The 15863-nt window shown below is 45.6% G+C and carries 15 protein-coding genes; all 15 read right to left on the minus strand.

The annotated features are described in order from the left end of the window. Window positions 1-76 precede the first annotated feature (76 nt). The 15 genes from pgsA to dapA all read right to left on the minus strand — a co-directional run bounded on the left by pgsA (window position 77) and on the right by dapA (window position 15854). Window positions 77-664 (minus strand): CDP-diacylglycerol--glycerol-3-phosphate 3-phosphatidyltransferase, encoded by a 588-nt coding sequence (gene pgsA / locus NSS66_RS01135; RefSeq protein WP_013309954.1) that lies wholly within the window; start codon window positions 662-664, stop codon window positions 77-79. A 210-nt stretch (window positions 665-874) separates the two neighbouring features. Further along, a complete protein-coding gene (locus NSS66_RS01140) occupies window positions 875-1366 on the minus strand; it encodes a YajQ family cyclic di-GMP-binding protein (RefSeq protein WP_013309953.1) in 492 nt (163 codons plus the stop codon). A gap of 144 nt (window positions 1367-1510) precedes the next feature. Beyond that, a complete protein-coding gene (locus tag NSS66_RS01145; RefSeq protein WP_023988236.1) occupies window positions 1511-1675 on the minus strand; it encodes a hypothetical protein in 165 nt (54 codons plus the stop codon). Between the two features lie 84 nt (window positions 1676-1759). Further along, entirely contained in the window at window positions 1760-2896 is a 1137-nt protein-coding gene (locus tag NSS66_RS01150; protein ID WP_340958279.1) for a helix-turn-helix domain-containing protein, read from the minus strand. A gap of 30 nt (window positions 2897-2926) precedes the next feature. Continuing rightward, on the minus strand, window positions 2927-3700 hold the full coding sequence (locus tag NSS66_RS01155; RefSeq protein ID WP_013370747.1) for a DUF3388 domain-containing protein: 774 nt from the start codon (window positions 3698-3700) through the stop codon (window positions 2927-2929). Between the two features lie 227 nt (window positions 3701-3927). Next, entirely contained in the window at window positions 3928-4182 is a 255-nt protein-coding gene (locus NSS66_RS01160; RefSeq protein WP_013309950.1) for a DUF3243 domain-containing protein, read from the minus strand. Window positions 4183-4284: 102 nt separating this feature from the next. Next, complete coding sequence (gene ymfI / locus NSS66_RS01165; protein WP_023988234.1) at window positions 4285-5052, minus strand: elongation factor P 5-aminopentanone reductase; 768 nt, start codon at window positions 5050-5052, stop codon at window positions 4285-4287. A 20-nt stretch (window positions 5053-5072) separates the two neighbouring features. Then, window positions 5073-6353: an EF-P 5-aminopentanol modification-associated protein YfmH gene (gene yfmH, locus NSS66_RS01170; RefSeq protein WP_075154079.1), complete on the minus strand. Its 1281-nt coding sequence runs from the start codon at window positions 6351-6353 to the stop codon at window positions 5073-5075. A 2-nt stretch (window positions 6354-6355) separates the two neighbouring features. Then, a complete protein-coding gene (gene yfmF, locus NSS66_RS01175; RefSeq protein WP_023988232.1) occupies window positions 6356-7636 on the minus strand; it encodes an EF-P 5-aminopentanol modification-associated protein YfmF in 1281 nt (426 codons plus the stop codon). A 160-nt stretch (window positions 7637-7796) separates the two neighbouring features. Beyond that, on the minus strand, window positions 7797-8648 hold the full coding sequence (gene sleB / locus NSS66_RS01180; protein WP_023988231.1) for a spore cortex-lytic enzyme: 852 nt from the start codon (window positions 8646-8648) through the stop codon (window positions 7797-7799). Window positions 8649-8873: 225 nt separating this feature from the next. Continuing rightward, window positions 8874-11552 (minus strand): FtsK/SpoIIIE family DNA translocase, encoded by a 2679-nt coding sequence (locus NSS66_RS01185; RefSeq protein WP_023988230.1) that lies wholly within the window; start codon window positions 11550-11552, stop codon window positions 8874-8876. Window positions 11553-11655: 103 nt separating this feature from the next. Then, window positions 11656-11868, minus strand: a complete 213-nt coding sequence (locus NSS66_RS01190) for a YlzJ-like family protein (protein ID WP_023988229.1) — start codon at window positions 11866-11868, stop codon at window positions 11656-11658. Continuing rightward, a complete protein-coding gene (locus tag NSS66_RS01195) occupies window positions 11865-12713 on the minus strand; it encodes a ClpP family protease (RefSeq protein ID WP_075154077.1) in 849 nt (282 codons plus the stop codon). The genes NSS66_RS01190 and NSS66_RS01195 overlap by 4 nt, the downstream gene beginning before the upstream one ends. A gap of 229 nt (window positions 12714-12942) precedes the next feature. Further along, complete coding sequence (locus NSS66_RS01200) at window positions 12943-14622, minus strand: ribonuclease J (protein ID WP_013309942.1); 1680 nt, start codon at window positions 14620-14622, stop codon at window positions 12943-12945. A gap of 350 nt (window positions 14623-14972) precedes the next feature. Then, window positions 14973-15854 carry a 4-hydroxy-tetrahydrodipicolinate synthase gene (dapA, locus tag NSS66_RS01205; protein WP_069080939.1) on the minus strand — a complete coding sequence of 294 codons (882 nt, stop codon included), beginning with the start codon at window positions 15852-15854 and terminating at the stop codon, window positions 14973-14975. Between the last annotated feature and the right edge of the window lie 9 nt (window positions 15855-15863).

Raw genomic sequence — 15863 nt, forward strand, 5'->3', positions numbered from 1 at the left:
GCGAATATTATGGGAATTATGTAAAGAAACAGCAATAAGTTTAGTCCCTATTGCTGTTTCCATAAAATTTATCCTGTTAAACTTTGGAGGAGCTCAGCAAGTGGATATTTTTCACAAAATAATCAATACCCGAATAAATGGTGATCAACACCGCTGCCCATATCGCTATTAAATCAAACGGGATACCAAGAAAAACAAACGGGAAATTATTAATGAGCAACGCTACAATAGCAACGATCTGGATGATCGTCTTCAATTTGCCCCAATTACTTGCAGCAACCACAGAACCATCCAGTAAGGCAATCTGACGCAGACCCGTAACCGCAAACTCACGGCTAACAATCACAACGACAATCCACGAATCGATTTTTCCCATTTCTACCAAGGAAACCAAAATGGCGGTTACCAAAAGCTTATCAGCAAGGGGGTCCAACAGCTTGCCCAAATTGGTGACCATATTATTTTTACGTGCCAAATATCCGTCAAGACCATCCGTGCTGGCTGCTACAAGGAAAATGATAGCCGCAATCAGCTGATTATACGGCAGCTTGAAAGCTCCGATCTCAATCGGCGGCGGATAAAAATCAAAGTCCACCAGCAAAGCCAGCATCATCACCGGAATAAGGCAAATCCGCGTTATTGTAATTCTGTTGGGTAAATTCACAACACACTCTCCCCTGATTATCGTACTTGATTACAAATGGCAGTTTTCGGATTAAATTCAATCCTATGTAAATCGCTATCGACGAGCGCTATACACCTGAATTGTCTGCATTTTCGTTACAAGTATAATATGGCACAAAACGCATGTCAAAATAACCTGCCGCACATCAAGCAACGTTTTTTCCTACAAAATGTATGAGGGAAAACGGCTTTATTTCATGTTTGTAAATTGAAGCTCCAATGGCAAATCAGCTTTACGCAGCAATTGAATGATCGCCTGTAAATCATCCCTGTTTTTTCCGGTCACTCGGATTTGATCACCTTGAATCTGACTTTTAACTTTTAGCTTGGAGTCCCGAATAAGAATGTTAATTTTCTTGGCATTATCCTGATCAATTCCCTGCTTAAGCGAAAGACGCTGACGCACTGAACCTAAAGAGGCGGGTTCCAATTTGCCATACTCCACATTTTTAAGGGACAGACCTCGTTTGGCCATTTTAGATTGCAAAATATCAATCACCGCATTCAGCTTGTATTCGTCTTCCGATGCAATCGTAAGAGCTTCTTTCTCAAGCTTAAGGCTACTTTTGCTATCCTTGAAATCAAATCGAGTTTCAATTTCACGCTCCGTCTGATGAACCGCATTTGTTAACTCCTGCATATCCATTTTGGAGACGATATCAAATGAATTTTCTGAAGCCATCGTTTCACTTTCCTTTCCACAACAAAGTTCAATATCTAATTATAGGCTAGTCATTTACAAAAATCCAATAATCCGTTGACTAAAAAGGCGTTCTTGCCAGTTTTCCTGACAAAAACGCCTTTATTTCATTTACGGTCAAAATATCTAATTATGGCTTCGTGTTGGAGTTCGGAACATATCCAAAAGTCCAAGCACAATGTGAGCAAGACCAAAGCCCAGTATGCCATAGCCCCATGCATTCGGTGTCAGATAATAGCCCAGTAAACTGACAATTATACCGAGCCCAGTCACAATCCAGCTGACGGTCATAACGTATACACCTCACTTTGCGGAAAATGAAATGACTGCCTTTCCAGGAATTACAGTCATTAGTATTTCCTCGCACCAAGGCGTTTATTCACCATCAGTAGTTGTAGAATCTGTACTACTTTGTGCTGAATCCGTACTGCTACCTGTCGTAGAATCTGCAGGTGAACCCGTCACCCCTGCACTCGTTCCGGTCGAAGAAGCTTCTCCTTGCTGGATCAGTACACGAGTAGTCGATTTATTATCTGTTATCGGTTGACCTGCTACGGAAATATCTGTGGCAGAAGACCGTCCTGATTTGATATATAAACCTTCTGGACCAATATCGAATGACATGGCATCTCCACTTTTAGTCATACCATAACTCAGCTTTTCTCCACGGGAATTTTCTCCCTTGTACACTTCAAGCCAGCTTTCGCCCGTCGCTTTAATATCAACCTTGACCGCGGCTCCCGTTGAACTGGAAACTTTAAAAATCGTCGTCTTGCCTTGCTTGCCGTCCTGTGCCACAGTTACACCTTGTTGTGGCGTAGTCGTATCCGGCTGCTGTCCAGTATCTGGAGTAGTAGCACCCGTACTCCCCGTACCACCTGGCTGAGTTTGGCCGGTTTGCCCCGCATCAGGAGTCTGCCCACCAGCACCATTTGGAGCCGTCGTTTGACCATTGTTCGGCTGTGTCGTAGTGGTATCAGGAGTAGACGTGCTTGGTGTTGTACTTGGTGTTGTACTTGGTGTTGTACTTGGTGTTGTACTTGGTGTTGTACTTGGTGTTGTACTTGGTGTTGTACTTGGTGTTGTAATCGGCGTTGTGTTTTCTGCTGTTTTTGGAGTTGAATGGTTGTTGCTCACCCAATAAGCATAAATAACCCCAACAATGAGAACTAGAAAAAGCCACATTAACGCTGTAGGCAACCATTTAAGATTACCAATCGTGGCGGGACGGCTGGAGCGTTTCTGTGTAACAGGCTCCATGACTGCTTCCGGCTCAGGTTCAGGCACATTGCTTTGATGCCCTTCCAGAATCTCATCGGGGTTCAACCCGACCGTTTCAGCGTATGTTTTAATAAAAGCTCTGACATAAAAGCTTCCCGGCAGCACTTTGTAATCGCCCGTCTCAATGGCTTCCAGATAACGTTTGCGTATCTTCGTCATTTCCTGAACATCGTCAAGGCTCAATCCTTTTTGCAGCCGGGCCTCCTTTAATTGCTGACCCAGTTCTGACATGTCATCATCTCCTTGTGTAATTACGCTTATTTAAAGATCTTCTGTATAACTGGCTGTAAAGGTATCATAAATAATTTCCTCAGCCGGATTATTGCGAAGCTCAATAATGATATTGAAATCGTCAAAGCTGTATCCTGATTCACGTACAAATACATCAGGATGCTCAATCACTTTAGTACTTGGCATACTCATGATTTCCTGAAGCAGATGATAATGTCTTTCATTTGACCGAATTGTACTCACAATACCATCAATAATAAACACATTGTTTGGGTTCATTTCTTCTTCAGAGAGCTGACTGCGCACCGTCTGTCGTAGTAACGTTGAAGACACAAAAGTCCAACGCTTCATTGCGCATACACTACTGGCAATAATGGATTCCGTTTTGCCCACACGCGGCATCCCGCGAAGACCGATCACCTGATTGCCGTCCCTCTTTAATACTTCACCCAAAAAATCGACCAGCAACCCAAGCTCATCGCGTGTAAAGCGAAATGTTTTACGATCATCCGAATCCCGATCGATGTAACGGCCGTGTCTTACTGCCAATATATCAACCAGTCTCGGAGCACGTAAGGCCGTGACTGTAATGTTGCTCGCTTTTTTTAACGTGTCTCCGAGAATGCGTATCTTCTCGTCATCGTCCGTTTCAAGCAACATCCCCCGTCTTTCGCCTTCAACACCGTTGATCGTCAGTATATTAACCCCCAGAATACCAAGCATGGAAGCAATGTCTCCCAGCAGTCCGGGTCGATTTTTATGTATCTTGTACTCCATGTACCACTGTTTCGTTTCTTCCGTCACGTTAGCACCTCATTCACATTCAAACCGTCAACAACTCCAAATCAAAGCATTATTGTATCATAAAATAACATCTTTCGACAAAACCAATTATTGAAATTTGATAGGCTGCATTGTGTTGTAAGCCTCAATCACGTTTATGATATATAAATTACAATGGAATTACAAGAACAGCTCTGTAACCATTACAGAAAAGCCCCCAAAAGGGAGCTTTTCATGTTGGTTCCTACTTATGCGTTGCTCTTGGCCAATTTAACCATTAGCCGGGCGATGGTGTGACGCTCGTCCTCATCGGCAACTCCCCACAGTTCTTTCAGTGCGCGGTTGGAATGGTTGGCTGGATCGACCTTCTCATCCAGAAAATCACCAATTTCATAAGCAAGCTCAGAAATGGTATCTTGGCTGATTCCCAGCTTCTCCGCTTGCTCTACACGCTGACCGAGGAACTTTTTCCAAACATCAAAATTCTGAACAACTGTTGACATACTTAAATCCTCCTTAGATGATTCAGATTTAAAATCAACAGTTGTAATATGCTCTTCTCAGACGCTTACTATACTGGTGGATTCCTCCAAGCGCTATTTCCCTTAAGTCACCCATCCTCCGTTAGGACTTATGACCTGGCCATTAATATAACCTGACTCAGGAAGCGCAAGAAAATAAACTAGGGACGATATTTCATCAGGTCGAGCCAATCGTCCAGCAGGAATTTCTTCTTCCAAACTGGTAATTTCGCCTTCATCCAAATGATCCAGCATCGACGTATCCACTGCACCTGGAGCTACAGCATTCACTGTCACCCCGGAAGGTGCTACCTCTTGAGCCAGCGCTTTAGTGAAAGCGTTAATGCCTCCCTTGGTGGTGGAATACAACACCTCGCACGAAGCACCACATATCCCCCACACGGATGAAACATTCACAATGCGGCCATAGCGTTGGGAAATCATATGTGGCATAAAAACCTGCGTGCACAAAAAGGTTCCCTTAACATTGACAGCCATCACTTCGTCCCATTCCTCTTCCGAAACATCTGTTAACAGCCCATAATGAGATAGTCCGGCATTGTTCACAAGAATATCCGGCTTCATCCCGTGATTATCCAGCTTTTCACGCATGCGTTCGATCTGCTCCTTGCTCCGCAGATCCGCTGACACGGTCATTACCTTGCCTGAATAAGCCATGCAACGACGGGCAACTTCATTTGCTTTTTCATGGGACTTCATGTAGTGAATGACCACATTCATCCCTACAGCTGCAAAACGCTCAGCAATAGCCGCACCAATTCCGCCACTTGCTCCTGTAATCAGCACGGTTGTATCGCCAATCGCTTTTAGTTCTCCGCCCTCGGTGGTCATCGTTTCCCTCTCCCTGGACATTACGGACTCACCACTAGTGATATTGCGAGTTGATCCCACTGGATATGGTCTTTCAGACGGCGATTTACATCCTCAAGCGTGATACTTTCATAAATCGGAAGCAGTTGGAAAAAATCGCTGCCCCGGAAGCGATGTCTTGTAAATTCATGCGCAATATTTTCTGGTGAATTGAGTGTACGCAGATAACCACCGATTTTCTTTTTGCGTGCCCGTTCAAAATGTTCTGCTGCAAAGCCCTGCTTCTGGATGAACTCCACCTCTTCACGTATTCTCGCCAACAGCCGATCCGGGTCTTTGGTATCCCCACCGATTGCAGAGAATGCATATTGCTGCGTGCTATTGTACTCATGACCAAAACTGTCCGAAATCAGATCCTCATCGTAGAGCTTTTGATACAGTTGTGTACTGGAGCCAAACAGGAGATCTAGCATCAGCTTGGTTTCCAGATCATGACGGAGCAATTCTTCACCCGTTAGGCCTACTTCAGCCTCCTTAAATCCAAACAGTAGCTTTGGCAGAGAAACGGCCAGCTTTACCTCATGACGTGGTTCTGCAACTGTAGTGGGTTCATCGTCGAAAATCCGCTCGATCTCTCCCTGCGGCTTATAGTCCTTTTTAGCCTGATTGTTACGTACCAGCTCTATTACTTCAGCTGGATCCACTCCGCCCACTACAAAAAGAATCATATTGCTTGGATGGTAGAAAGCTTCATAGCAACTGTACAGCGTTTCCTTTGTAATCGTACTGATGGATTGAACAGTACCTGCGATATCAATATGCACCGGATGGACCTTGTACAACGCCTCGATCAGACCAAAGTAACTCCGCCAATCGGGATTATCTTCATACATATTGATTTCCTGGCCGATAATGCCTTTTTCCTTCTCTACATTTTCATCTGTAAAGTAAGGATGCTGCACAAAATTGACCAGCGTGGTCAAATTTTCTTGAATACGCTCGGTTGCCGAAAACAGATATACTGTTTGATCAAAGCTCGTAAATGCGTTCGCCGATGCCCCATTAGAGGAAAAGGTAGCAAAAATATCGCCTTCAGGCTCTTCAAACATTTTATGCTCCAAAAAATGGGCTATGCCATCCGGCACCTTTACGGGCTGTTGACCTTCTACGCGGAAATGATTATCAACCGAGCCGTATTTAGTCGCAAATGTAGCGTACGTTTTCTGAAAACCCGGTTTGGGCAACACATAAACGTGTAAACCGTTATCCATTACTTCATAGTACAACGTTTCCTGCAAATGCTCATATGGTATATGCTCCACCGCTATTCCCCCTTCTGGTCTCTCAAGAAATAAATAGTGTCCAGTCGGAACGTCCGGGCGGCATCCTGAACATCCTGCACCTTGACTGCCTCCACCTGACTCAGCAGCTCATCTACCGTCCGCTCTTTACCAGAAAGCTGTCTGTTAAAATCATAGGCGATCATTTCAAAAGCGGAATCCTGCATCTCCTTCAGCAAGTTGCGAATCATCGCCTGCGTTTGGGTCATTTCCAGCTCGGTAATCGCTCCATTTTGCGTATCTTCCAGTTGCTTGCGGATAATAGTAACCGCTTTTTCATAATTAGGAATTTCGATACCAGATTGAATCGTACCAATCCCTTTATGCCCGTCATACCGCGATGAAGCGTAATACGCCAAACTTTCCTTTTCCCTTACATTAACGAACAGCTTTGAATGCGGATACCCGCCCAAAATGCCATTATACATCAGAGCGGAAGCATAGCGATCGTCTCCATACGTAATAGGGGTGCGCAACCCCATGTTGAGCTTGCCCTGGTTCACATCAAGACGCTCTACAACGGTTTGAACCTCACGCTCTACTGACTTGGGCTGTTCTGGAACATACCCTGCTTCCGCTGAACGATTCAATTGAAAATAGCGATCAACAAACTTCTCAACTTCTTCCAGCGTCGTATCTCCCACAACGTATAAATCCATGCTGGCATGATTCAGCCATTCTCCATAAGCCTGATACAAGCTCTGTGCATCTATGCTGTCCAGATCGGATCGTTGACCAAGAGGGTGCAGACGATAAGGCTCATCTTTGCACATTTCCTCCATACAGCGCTCACCAGCATAACGTATTTTATCGTTAACTATAGATTCCAGCTTTTTACGCACATTTTCTCGTTCCTGCTGGACGTATCCCGTTTGAAATGCACCATTTTCCAATGCAGGCTTCGTCAGCACTTCTCCGAGAAAAGCAAACGAACGATCCAGCAAACTATCCGGACTGTTTACAAAGCTGTCATTAATCGTATCCATGCGAAATTGCACGATCTGATAATCTCCACGTTTGTATACATCGAATCCGAAACCCGCGCCATACAATTGTTCTAACTGTTCTCTGAATTGTGTAGTCTGCGGATACGATTCTGTACCCCGTCGCAGAACGAAAGGTACCAGCCCCACTCGGGTTACGGTTTCCTCACGTAGCGGAGTACCTACATACAACGATATGGCAAACGTCTTAAAGCGCTTGGTCGGCAGTACATGAATCCTCAGTTGTCTGCGTGTGCCACGCTCGAAACCTGTTTTGTTCAAGTCCAAAACTCCTTTGTGACGTCAATTTGCGTCTAGCCTTTGATTAGCATTAGCTGCTGTAAATCATCCTCCTGTAAAGAGGTAAAGTGTACCAATCTTTATTCTAACCATGCAAAAGCCAAGAAGCAACCGGAGACAAGCTCCCGGCTGCTTCGGCGTTTTACATGCAGAAAATATGCTCCCCAATGGTTTTCACCTGCGGACGGGACCAAATCCATTTGGAGGTGGCTGTTTTTGGGTTAAAATAATAAAGACATCCTCCGCTTGGATCCCAGCCGTTCAGTGCTTGGCGTACCGCCTTTTGTGCAGTCTCATTCGGTGTGAGCCAGATTTGGCCGTCTGCTACAGCTGTGAAAGCTCCTGGCTGAAAGATCACTCCAGATGGTGAGTTGGGAAAGCTGGGTGACTTAACCCTGTTCAAAATAACAGCCGCGACGGCAACTTGTCCTTCAAATGGCTCGCCGCGGGATTCACCGTAGACCGCGTTGGCCATAATTTTAAGATCATTTTCAGATAGTCCCATGGTGTTGGCCGATCCCATCGTTTCATCATTTTGATCCGCTTTATCGTTATTGTCCGCTGTCTGTCCCTGAGCGGAACCTTGATTGTTACGATGCATAGGAGTTTCCGTTGGCTTCCAGTTAGGAGTAGCATTCACCAGCTTTAATTTCGTCTTTGCTCCGACCACTCCATCGGGACGGATGCCAAATTCCTTTTGAAAACCCTTGACAGCTTTTAGTGTACTGCTGCCAAAATGGCTGTCCACTTTCCCGCCAAAAAAGCCCAGCAACTTCAAACGTGATTGCAACTCATATACATCCTGACCGTAAGATCCAAAATCAACCGCTCCCGAGCTGAATGTCGGCTGGGAAGGTTGCGCTGCTTGTACTTTCTGCTGTGTGCTCAGCGGCTCTGCTTGCTGCTGTGCAGAGTCATTTTTAAAAAGTCCTGTGTACGTAATAGCCGAGGCTGCGAGGATACCCGTGCAAATCCAGACCATTGTCTTTTTCATATGCTGCGCTCTACCTTTCTTTTGTGGGATTAACAGGATGGCTACGTTTATTATGACAAGCTCCGCTTAAAGCTATTCACCCTTTTAATCTTCTTTCAGCAGGTAGTCGCCACACCTCAAAAAAACATCACAAAAAACGCTGTTTGTTCACTTGGAGTTGTCATATTAGAACAACCACCATGCGAACAAACAGCGTTTTAATGTAGTGCTGGATAGAGATAATGCTTAGGAACTAACTTTATTTTGCTGATATTGCTCCATTGAGATAAGGACCTCACGGGGCTTGCTGCCCTCGTAAGGGCCGATGACTCCGCGAGCTTCCATGGAGTCAATCAATCGAGCAGCACGTGTATAACCGATCCGCATACGGCGCTGAAGAAGCGAAACGGAAGCTTGTTTAGCCTCTAAAATGATGTTGACAGCCTGATCGTACAGCTCATCCAGCATTTCATCTGCATCAGCCGATACCTCTTCCACCTCCGGCACAAGCGTTTCATCATACTGCGCTTCACCCTGTTCACGTACATAGTTAACAATATTTTCGACTTCTTGATCGCTCATGAACGCTCCCTGAACGCGGACAGGTTTAGAAGCCCCCATTGGCATGAACAGCATATCACCACGTCCGAGTAGCTTCTCGGCTCCGCCCATGTCCAATATGGTACGGGAGTCTACCTGCGAGGAAACGCCGAAGGCAATACGTGAAGGAATATTGGCTTTAATCACCCCGGTAATTACGTCAACCGAAGGTCTCTGGGTTGCAATGATAAGGTGGATGCCTGCTGCACGTGCCATTTGGGCAAGTCGTGCAATCGCATCCTCCACATCTCCCGCAGCTACCATCATTAAATCTGCCAACTCGTCCACAATAACGACGATGTAAGGCAGAAATGCATCCGGGTTATCTTTCATCAGATTATTATAGCCCTCAATATTACGGGTTCCTGATTTGGAAAATAACTCATATCTTTTTTCCATTTCAACTACAATTTTCTTCAATGCAAGTGAGGCACGCTTTGGATCAGTCACGACCGGAGCCAACAAATGCGGGATTCCGTTGTACACGTTCAACTCCACCATTTTAGGATCGACCATCAAAAATTTGACCTCATCCGGCTTTGCTTTGTACAAAATACTCGTGATGATCCCATTGATACACACTGATTTACCCGAACCTGTTGCCCCAGCTACAAGCAGATGGGGCATCTTGGCCAAATTACCAACAATCGTCTGTCCTGCAATATCACGTCCGAATGCAATGGATAAATTGGAAGTTGACTCCTGGAAAACGGTTGTCTCCATTACCTCACGCATCGTGACAATGGAAACTTCATTATTCGGAACCTCAATTCCGATAGCAGATTTGCCAGGAATCGGAGCCTCCATACGGATATCTTTGGCAGCAAGCGCAAGCGCAATATCATCCGTCAGACTCACAATGCGGCTGACCTTTACTCCAATGTCCGGCTGAATTTCATAACGCGTTACGGCAGGGCCACGGACAACCTCCAGCACCTTCGCCCGCACACCAAAGCTTTCCAGCGTTGCTTCCAGCTTGCGTGCCGTTTGCATGTAATCCTTTTGTCCCATACCTTTGCCTACGTTTTGTGGTTTAGCAAGCAAACGAAACGATGGGAGCTTGTAAGGTTTAGGCGGCGGCGGAGCCGGAATAGCTGTATGGGTACCTTCAGCCTCTTCGCCTGCAACCCCAGTTGCAATCGTCTGAGCTTGTCCCTGAGCACCTTCTAATGTCCCCTGGATCGTTGTCGAATCATCCATATCCGTATTCGCATGGGCATCCACAAAGTCATCATCCAGGGATTCATCAATAATGGAAGTTGTCTGCTCTGCCCCTGTCAGGGACTCTCCAAATTCAGCTTCCGGTCTTCTTTCCTCATGCTTTACTTGTTCGAAGAAATCCCTAATAATCGGCGACCTTTTTACCGGAGTTGCAGCTTCCTCCTCAGCGTGTTCGACTACGTCAGACAGCTCTTCACTCTGGTTATCGTTTCTCCACTGGGCCTGCGCGTCCTCAGCTTCATATGGAAGATCATGATCATCCTCATCCGTATCGACGGAATGCTTCTCCTTGTCCGCTTTATCTGAATTTTTGAGACCAAACAACTGAAAGAAAATCGGTTGTTTGCGTGCAGGAGGCTGCATTTCGTCAAAGTCATCATCCATGTCTTCCTCATAGGCAGGAATCGGCTCAGACTTGATTTTTCTATTTCCACTACCTTTGCTAGATGCCGAAAGCGGAGTAGCTTTACCAGTCCATTTTTTACGCACGCTTCCCCCGACTGTCAGCAGCTTGGTCTTTACAATCCGTACCAAATCCACATAGGACAGTTGGGTCATCAGCATGAAACAAATGACGAACATAACAATCATGATCAGTTTAGCTCCTGTGAGACCAAACAGCCACAACAGAACAGTAAGCTGCAATGCGCCTACGTACCCCCCGCTGATATCCTTGTTCAGCATTGAGGTATGGCCCTGCTGGTCAGGCGACAGCAACTGCTCACGCATATCTATATGTATCTGGGTCATCACTCCGCCCGGCTGAAGCGCGTTGATCGGCCCCAAACGCTGCTCCATAGATGAAATAGAACTCATAAGTGTAAAGGCAAATACCAACAGGAGCAAACCCGTTTTACGCGAGTTCCACTGGTTCGGCCACTTGCGGTGAATCATCACCATCAGACCATAATAAATGCCAATGAGAGGGATAACAAAATAGAATTTCCCCAGTACGAGCCCAAACATCTTGGATAGCGACCGACCAACTGCCGCTTCACCCGACAACGCAATGACCGCTAATGTAATCAGCACAATGCCGTAAATTTCAAATTTTAGAACTCCGCCAAATGCGGCTTTCTTTTTTCTTTTTCTTCTTCTGGACATACAAGGTCACCCCCCAGAAGAATATTATACCACGTCACCCGGTATCCGCACATATGTTCTTTTTCAGCAGTAAATGACCTATTTCTATACTATTCGACACCTTCTACGACCACTCGATAACTTGACCTGGTCCATAACGCGGATTCAGGTAGGCTTCCAGCGGACAGTCCAACAACCGTACAATGATCCCCCGACGACTTTCAAGCGGCTGTACCTGCATAAGTAGACCGTCTACCCGAACCTCTGCAAGCTCCTCAGCCTCTTTCCACATCCCTTGCCATACCATTTCCATTGGCATCACAGTATATAGTGTCATTGAGGTAGCTCCCTGCTTTGCTCCCCTGACAGTGTCTCTGTAGGAGTTCCTGTGGGACTGGGAGAAAAAGGAGCATACGGAGCCTGCTGTTGAATCCCAGCGATCCCGTTTTGCTGACGCCGCGTTTCAATAATGGTGTTCAGCTGTTGTAAAGCCTCTCCGATGCCTCCAACCGCGTCCATCAATCCATACTTCACTGCATCCGCTCCCCCAACCGCTGTACCAATATCGCGGTTTAACTCACCGGTTTTAAACATCAGTTCCTTAAACTGCTCTTCTGTAATACGAGAATGAGAAACGACGAAGCGTACAACACGTTCCTGCATTTTTTCCATGTATTCAAAAGTTTGTGGTACTCCAATGACCAGACCGTTCATACGAATGGGATGAATGGTCATCGTCGCACTCTCCGCAATGTAGGAATAAGTGGAAGACACAGCAATGGGTACACCGATGCTATGCCCCCCACCTATGACAATAGTCACCGTTGGTTTACTCATCGATGCGATCATTTCAGCAATAGCCAGTCCTGCCTCTACATCACCACCAACTGTATTCAGCAAAATCATTAATCCTTCGATACGAGGATTTTGTTCTGCCGCTACCAACTGGGGAATAATGTGCTCATATTTTGTCGTTTTGTTTTGAGGCGGTAAAATGAGATGCCCTTCAATCTGACCGATAATCGTCATGCAAAAAATATTGGACTCGCCTCCAGGCATGGAAGTTTGACCCAGCTGCTGCAAAGCCTCCATAGCAGGTAAAGCGGGTCTTTGCCCAATTTCTGGTTGATCTGGCGCTTCCGTTTCCTCGTTGCCAGATGTTAGATTGCTGTATTGTTCCATATGGGTGATCTTCCTTTCGCTTTACGCATCTATATGACCCGTATTCACCCTATAGTATGGGATGGAAATGGAATATTTTATACCCGACCCCATGCTTTTCCTTGTCCCGCAAAATCAAAAAAGCCTCTCCTCCCGCGGAAACCGTCCAATATTTCCTGCGGGAAGAGAGGCGACTGTGTGCCTGTGACTTAAGTTTTTAATTCAGGTTTTTGAACAAATTTCAATTGAATCACACTTCCATTATAATTGGCAGGATCATCGGTCTGCGACGAGTTTGCTCATACAAGAAGCGACCTAGTGCATCCTTGACATTTGTCTTGAGGGAAGCCCATTCATTTACATTTTCACTCATGAGCTTATGCAGTGTACTTGAGACAATACGATTTGCTTCATCCAGTAGACCTTCCGATTCACGGACATATACGAAACCGCGGGAAATGATATCTGGGCCTGATTTAATCGTTCCGTCTTGCTTGCTCAGCGTGACAACCACCACCAAAATACCGTCCTGTGACAGCAATTTGCGGTCGCGCAATACGATATTTCCTACATCCCCTACGCCTAGTCCATCGATCAGTACGTTGCCTGCTGTAACTTTACCAGCTCTGCGTGCTCCGCCATTCTGAATTTCAATGACTTCACCGATATCCGTGATGAAGATATTTTCAGGCTCTATACCTACGCCTTCAGCAAGAAGAGCGTGACGACGTTGCATTCTGAACTCACCATGAATTGGCAAGAAGAACTTTGGTTTCATCAGATTCAGCATCAGCTTAAGTTCTTCCTGGCTTCCGTGTCCAGAAACGTGGATACCTGGATTAGCTGCGCTGTAATATACATTGGCACCCAGACGGAACAGTTCATCAATTGTACGTCCAACGTATTTTTCATTACCCGGTACCGGAGTAGCTGCGATGATGACTGAATCCCCTGGAAGAATGTCAACCTTTCGATGTGTGGAACGAGCCATTCTTGTCAAAGCGGACATCGGTTCACCCTGACTGCCTGTGCAGAGAATAACTACACGATCCGCTGACATTTTGCCAACTTCTTCAGGCTCAATCAGCATTCCATCTGGAATTTCCAAATAGCCCAAGTCCGAAGCAATACCTACGACATTAACCATGCTTCGACCAATAACTGTTACTTTACGTCCCGTTGCTTCAGCAGCATTAATTACCTGCTGAATACGATGTACGTTAGAAGCAAAAGTGGCTACGACCACACGCTGTCTCGACTTGCGGAAAATGTCTTCCAGGACAATACCAACGCTCTTTTCCGAAGGTGTAAAGCCCGGTTTCTCGGCATTTGTACTGTCTGACAAAAGAGCCAGTACACCACGTGTGCCAATTTCAGCCATACGCTGCAAATCTGCATATTGTCCGTTCACCGGAGTATGGTCAAATTTGAAGTCACCTGTATGAACAACAGCGCCTTCAGGAGTATCAATACATACACCTACAGAATCCGGAATACTATGGTTGGTTCTGAAGAAAGTTGCTTTTAGTGTGGAACCCAGCTTGATTTCGGAATCAGCATTGATCAAAATACGTTTGGTTTCACCAAGCAGATTCGCTTCCTTCAGCTTGTTTTCCACCAATCCCAGCGTCAATTTGGTACCATATACTGGTACATTCAAATGTTTCAACACGTAAGGCAAACCGCCGATATGGTCCTCGTGACCATGAGTCAGCACAATGCCTCTTACTTTGTCGCGGTTCTCTGTAAGGTAGGAAATATCAGGAATAACGATATCAATGCCCAGCATGTCCTCTTCCGGGAATTTCAGACCGGAATCCACCACGACAATGTCATTGCCGTATTGAACGACATACATATTTTTCCCGATTTCACCGACGCCGCCCAAAGCGAAAATCATCAATTTATCGTTGTTTGTTTTTTTAGACAAATGAATCTAAACCTCCTATGGTAGTTGGACGTCGTACCTTGATTTGTTTATTTAATTTTCAAAAAAATACCGCACCCAGTCACTTGACCCCATTATACATGATTAAAATAAGAAAAAACAAGTCATCCTGTTCGTTACGCTAGGTTTCCCATTGCCGTCTGAAACCATTAGTATCTGTCATTTTATCTACATGCATAGTTAAAAGCACAGCAAAAAGGACGTCCTATAAGAACGCCCTTCACGCTGGAGAACCTTGTCAGACAATAAACCCTATCGGTTTTGTACCTACCGACTGCCCTTAACAAGGATACTCCTTAGTATTAATTAACAGCTTACATTCCTATTTCTCTTTAGCGGGTAAATAATTTCTTAATAAATTCCGCTTCATCCTCAGTTGGAGGAATGAGTGGCAACCGAACCGAACCTACCTTAATCCCCCGTAATTCCAATGCATATTTTACTGCCACCGGATTAGGCAGAGGATGAGGACAGCCAAACAAACCCTTGAAAATCGGGAACAACTGCTGATGCAACTTGGCTGCCTCCTGCGAGTGTCCTCCTACAAGTGAATCGATCATCTGCTTCATTTCAGCACCTACCACATGACTCGCTACGCTGATAATACCATAAGCACCTACAGCCATAGCAGGCAACCCAGAAGCATCATCCCCGGAATAAACCAGAAAACCTTCTGGCGCTGCCGCTGCAATCTGTGTGACCTGCGCAAGTGATGCACATTCTTTGGTTCCCACAATGTTCGGAATTTGTGCAAGACGCAGCGTTGTTTCAGCTGTTAGACTCGCTCCAGTACGGCTTGGAACATTATACAGTATAGCTGGAAGGGATGTGGAGTTTGCAATACTTTCGAAATGCTGATACATCCCTTCCTGATTCGGTTTATTATAATATGGTACTACCAGTAGAACACCATCTGCTCCTGCCTGCTCCGCGGCACGGGTTAGATGAATAGAGTGACGCGTATTGTTGCTTCCAGTCCCGGCAATAATTTTACATCGTCCAGCTGCTTTTTCTACAACAAATGCAAACAACTTGATTTTTTCATCATCGCTCAGGGTAGGAGACTCCCCTGTTGTTCCAGATACAACAAGTGACTCTGAGTGCTGTTCTTCTATTAAGTAATCAATCAACGAGGACAATGCAGTCCAGTCAATCTCTCCTTGCTGATCAAAAGGTGTCACCATTGCGGTAATCAATCTGCCGAAGTTCACCATGCTGCCTCC

Source organism: Paenibacillus sp. FSL R10-2748 (assembly GCF_038005565.1).
Taxonomy (GTDB): Bacteria; Bacillota; Bacilli; order Paenibacillales; family Paenibacillaceae; genus Paenibacillus; species Paenibacillus polymyxa_B.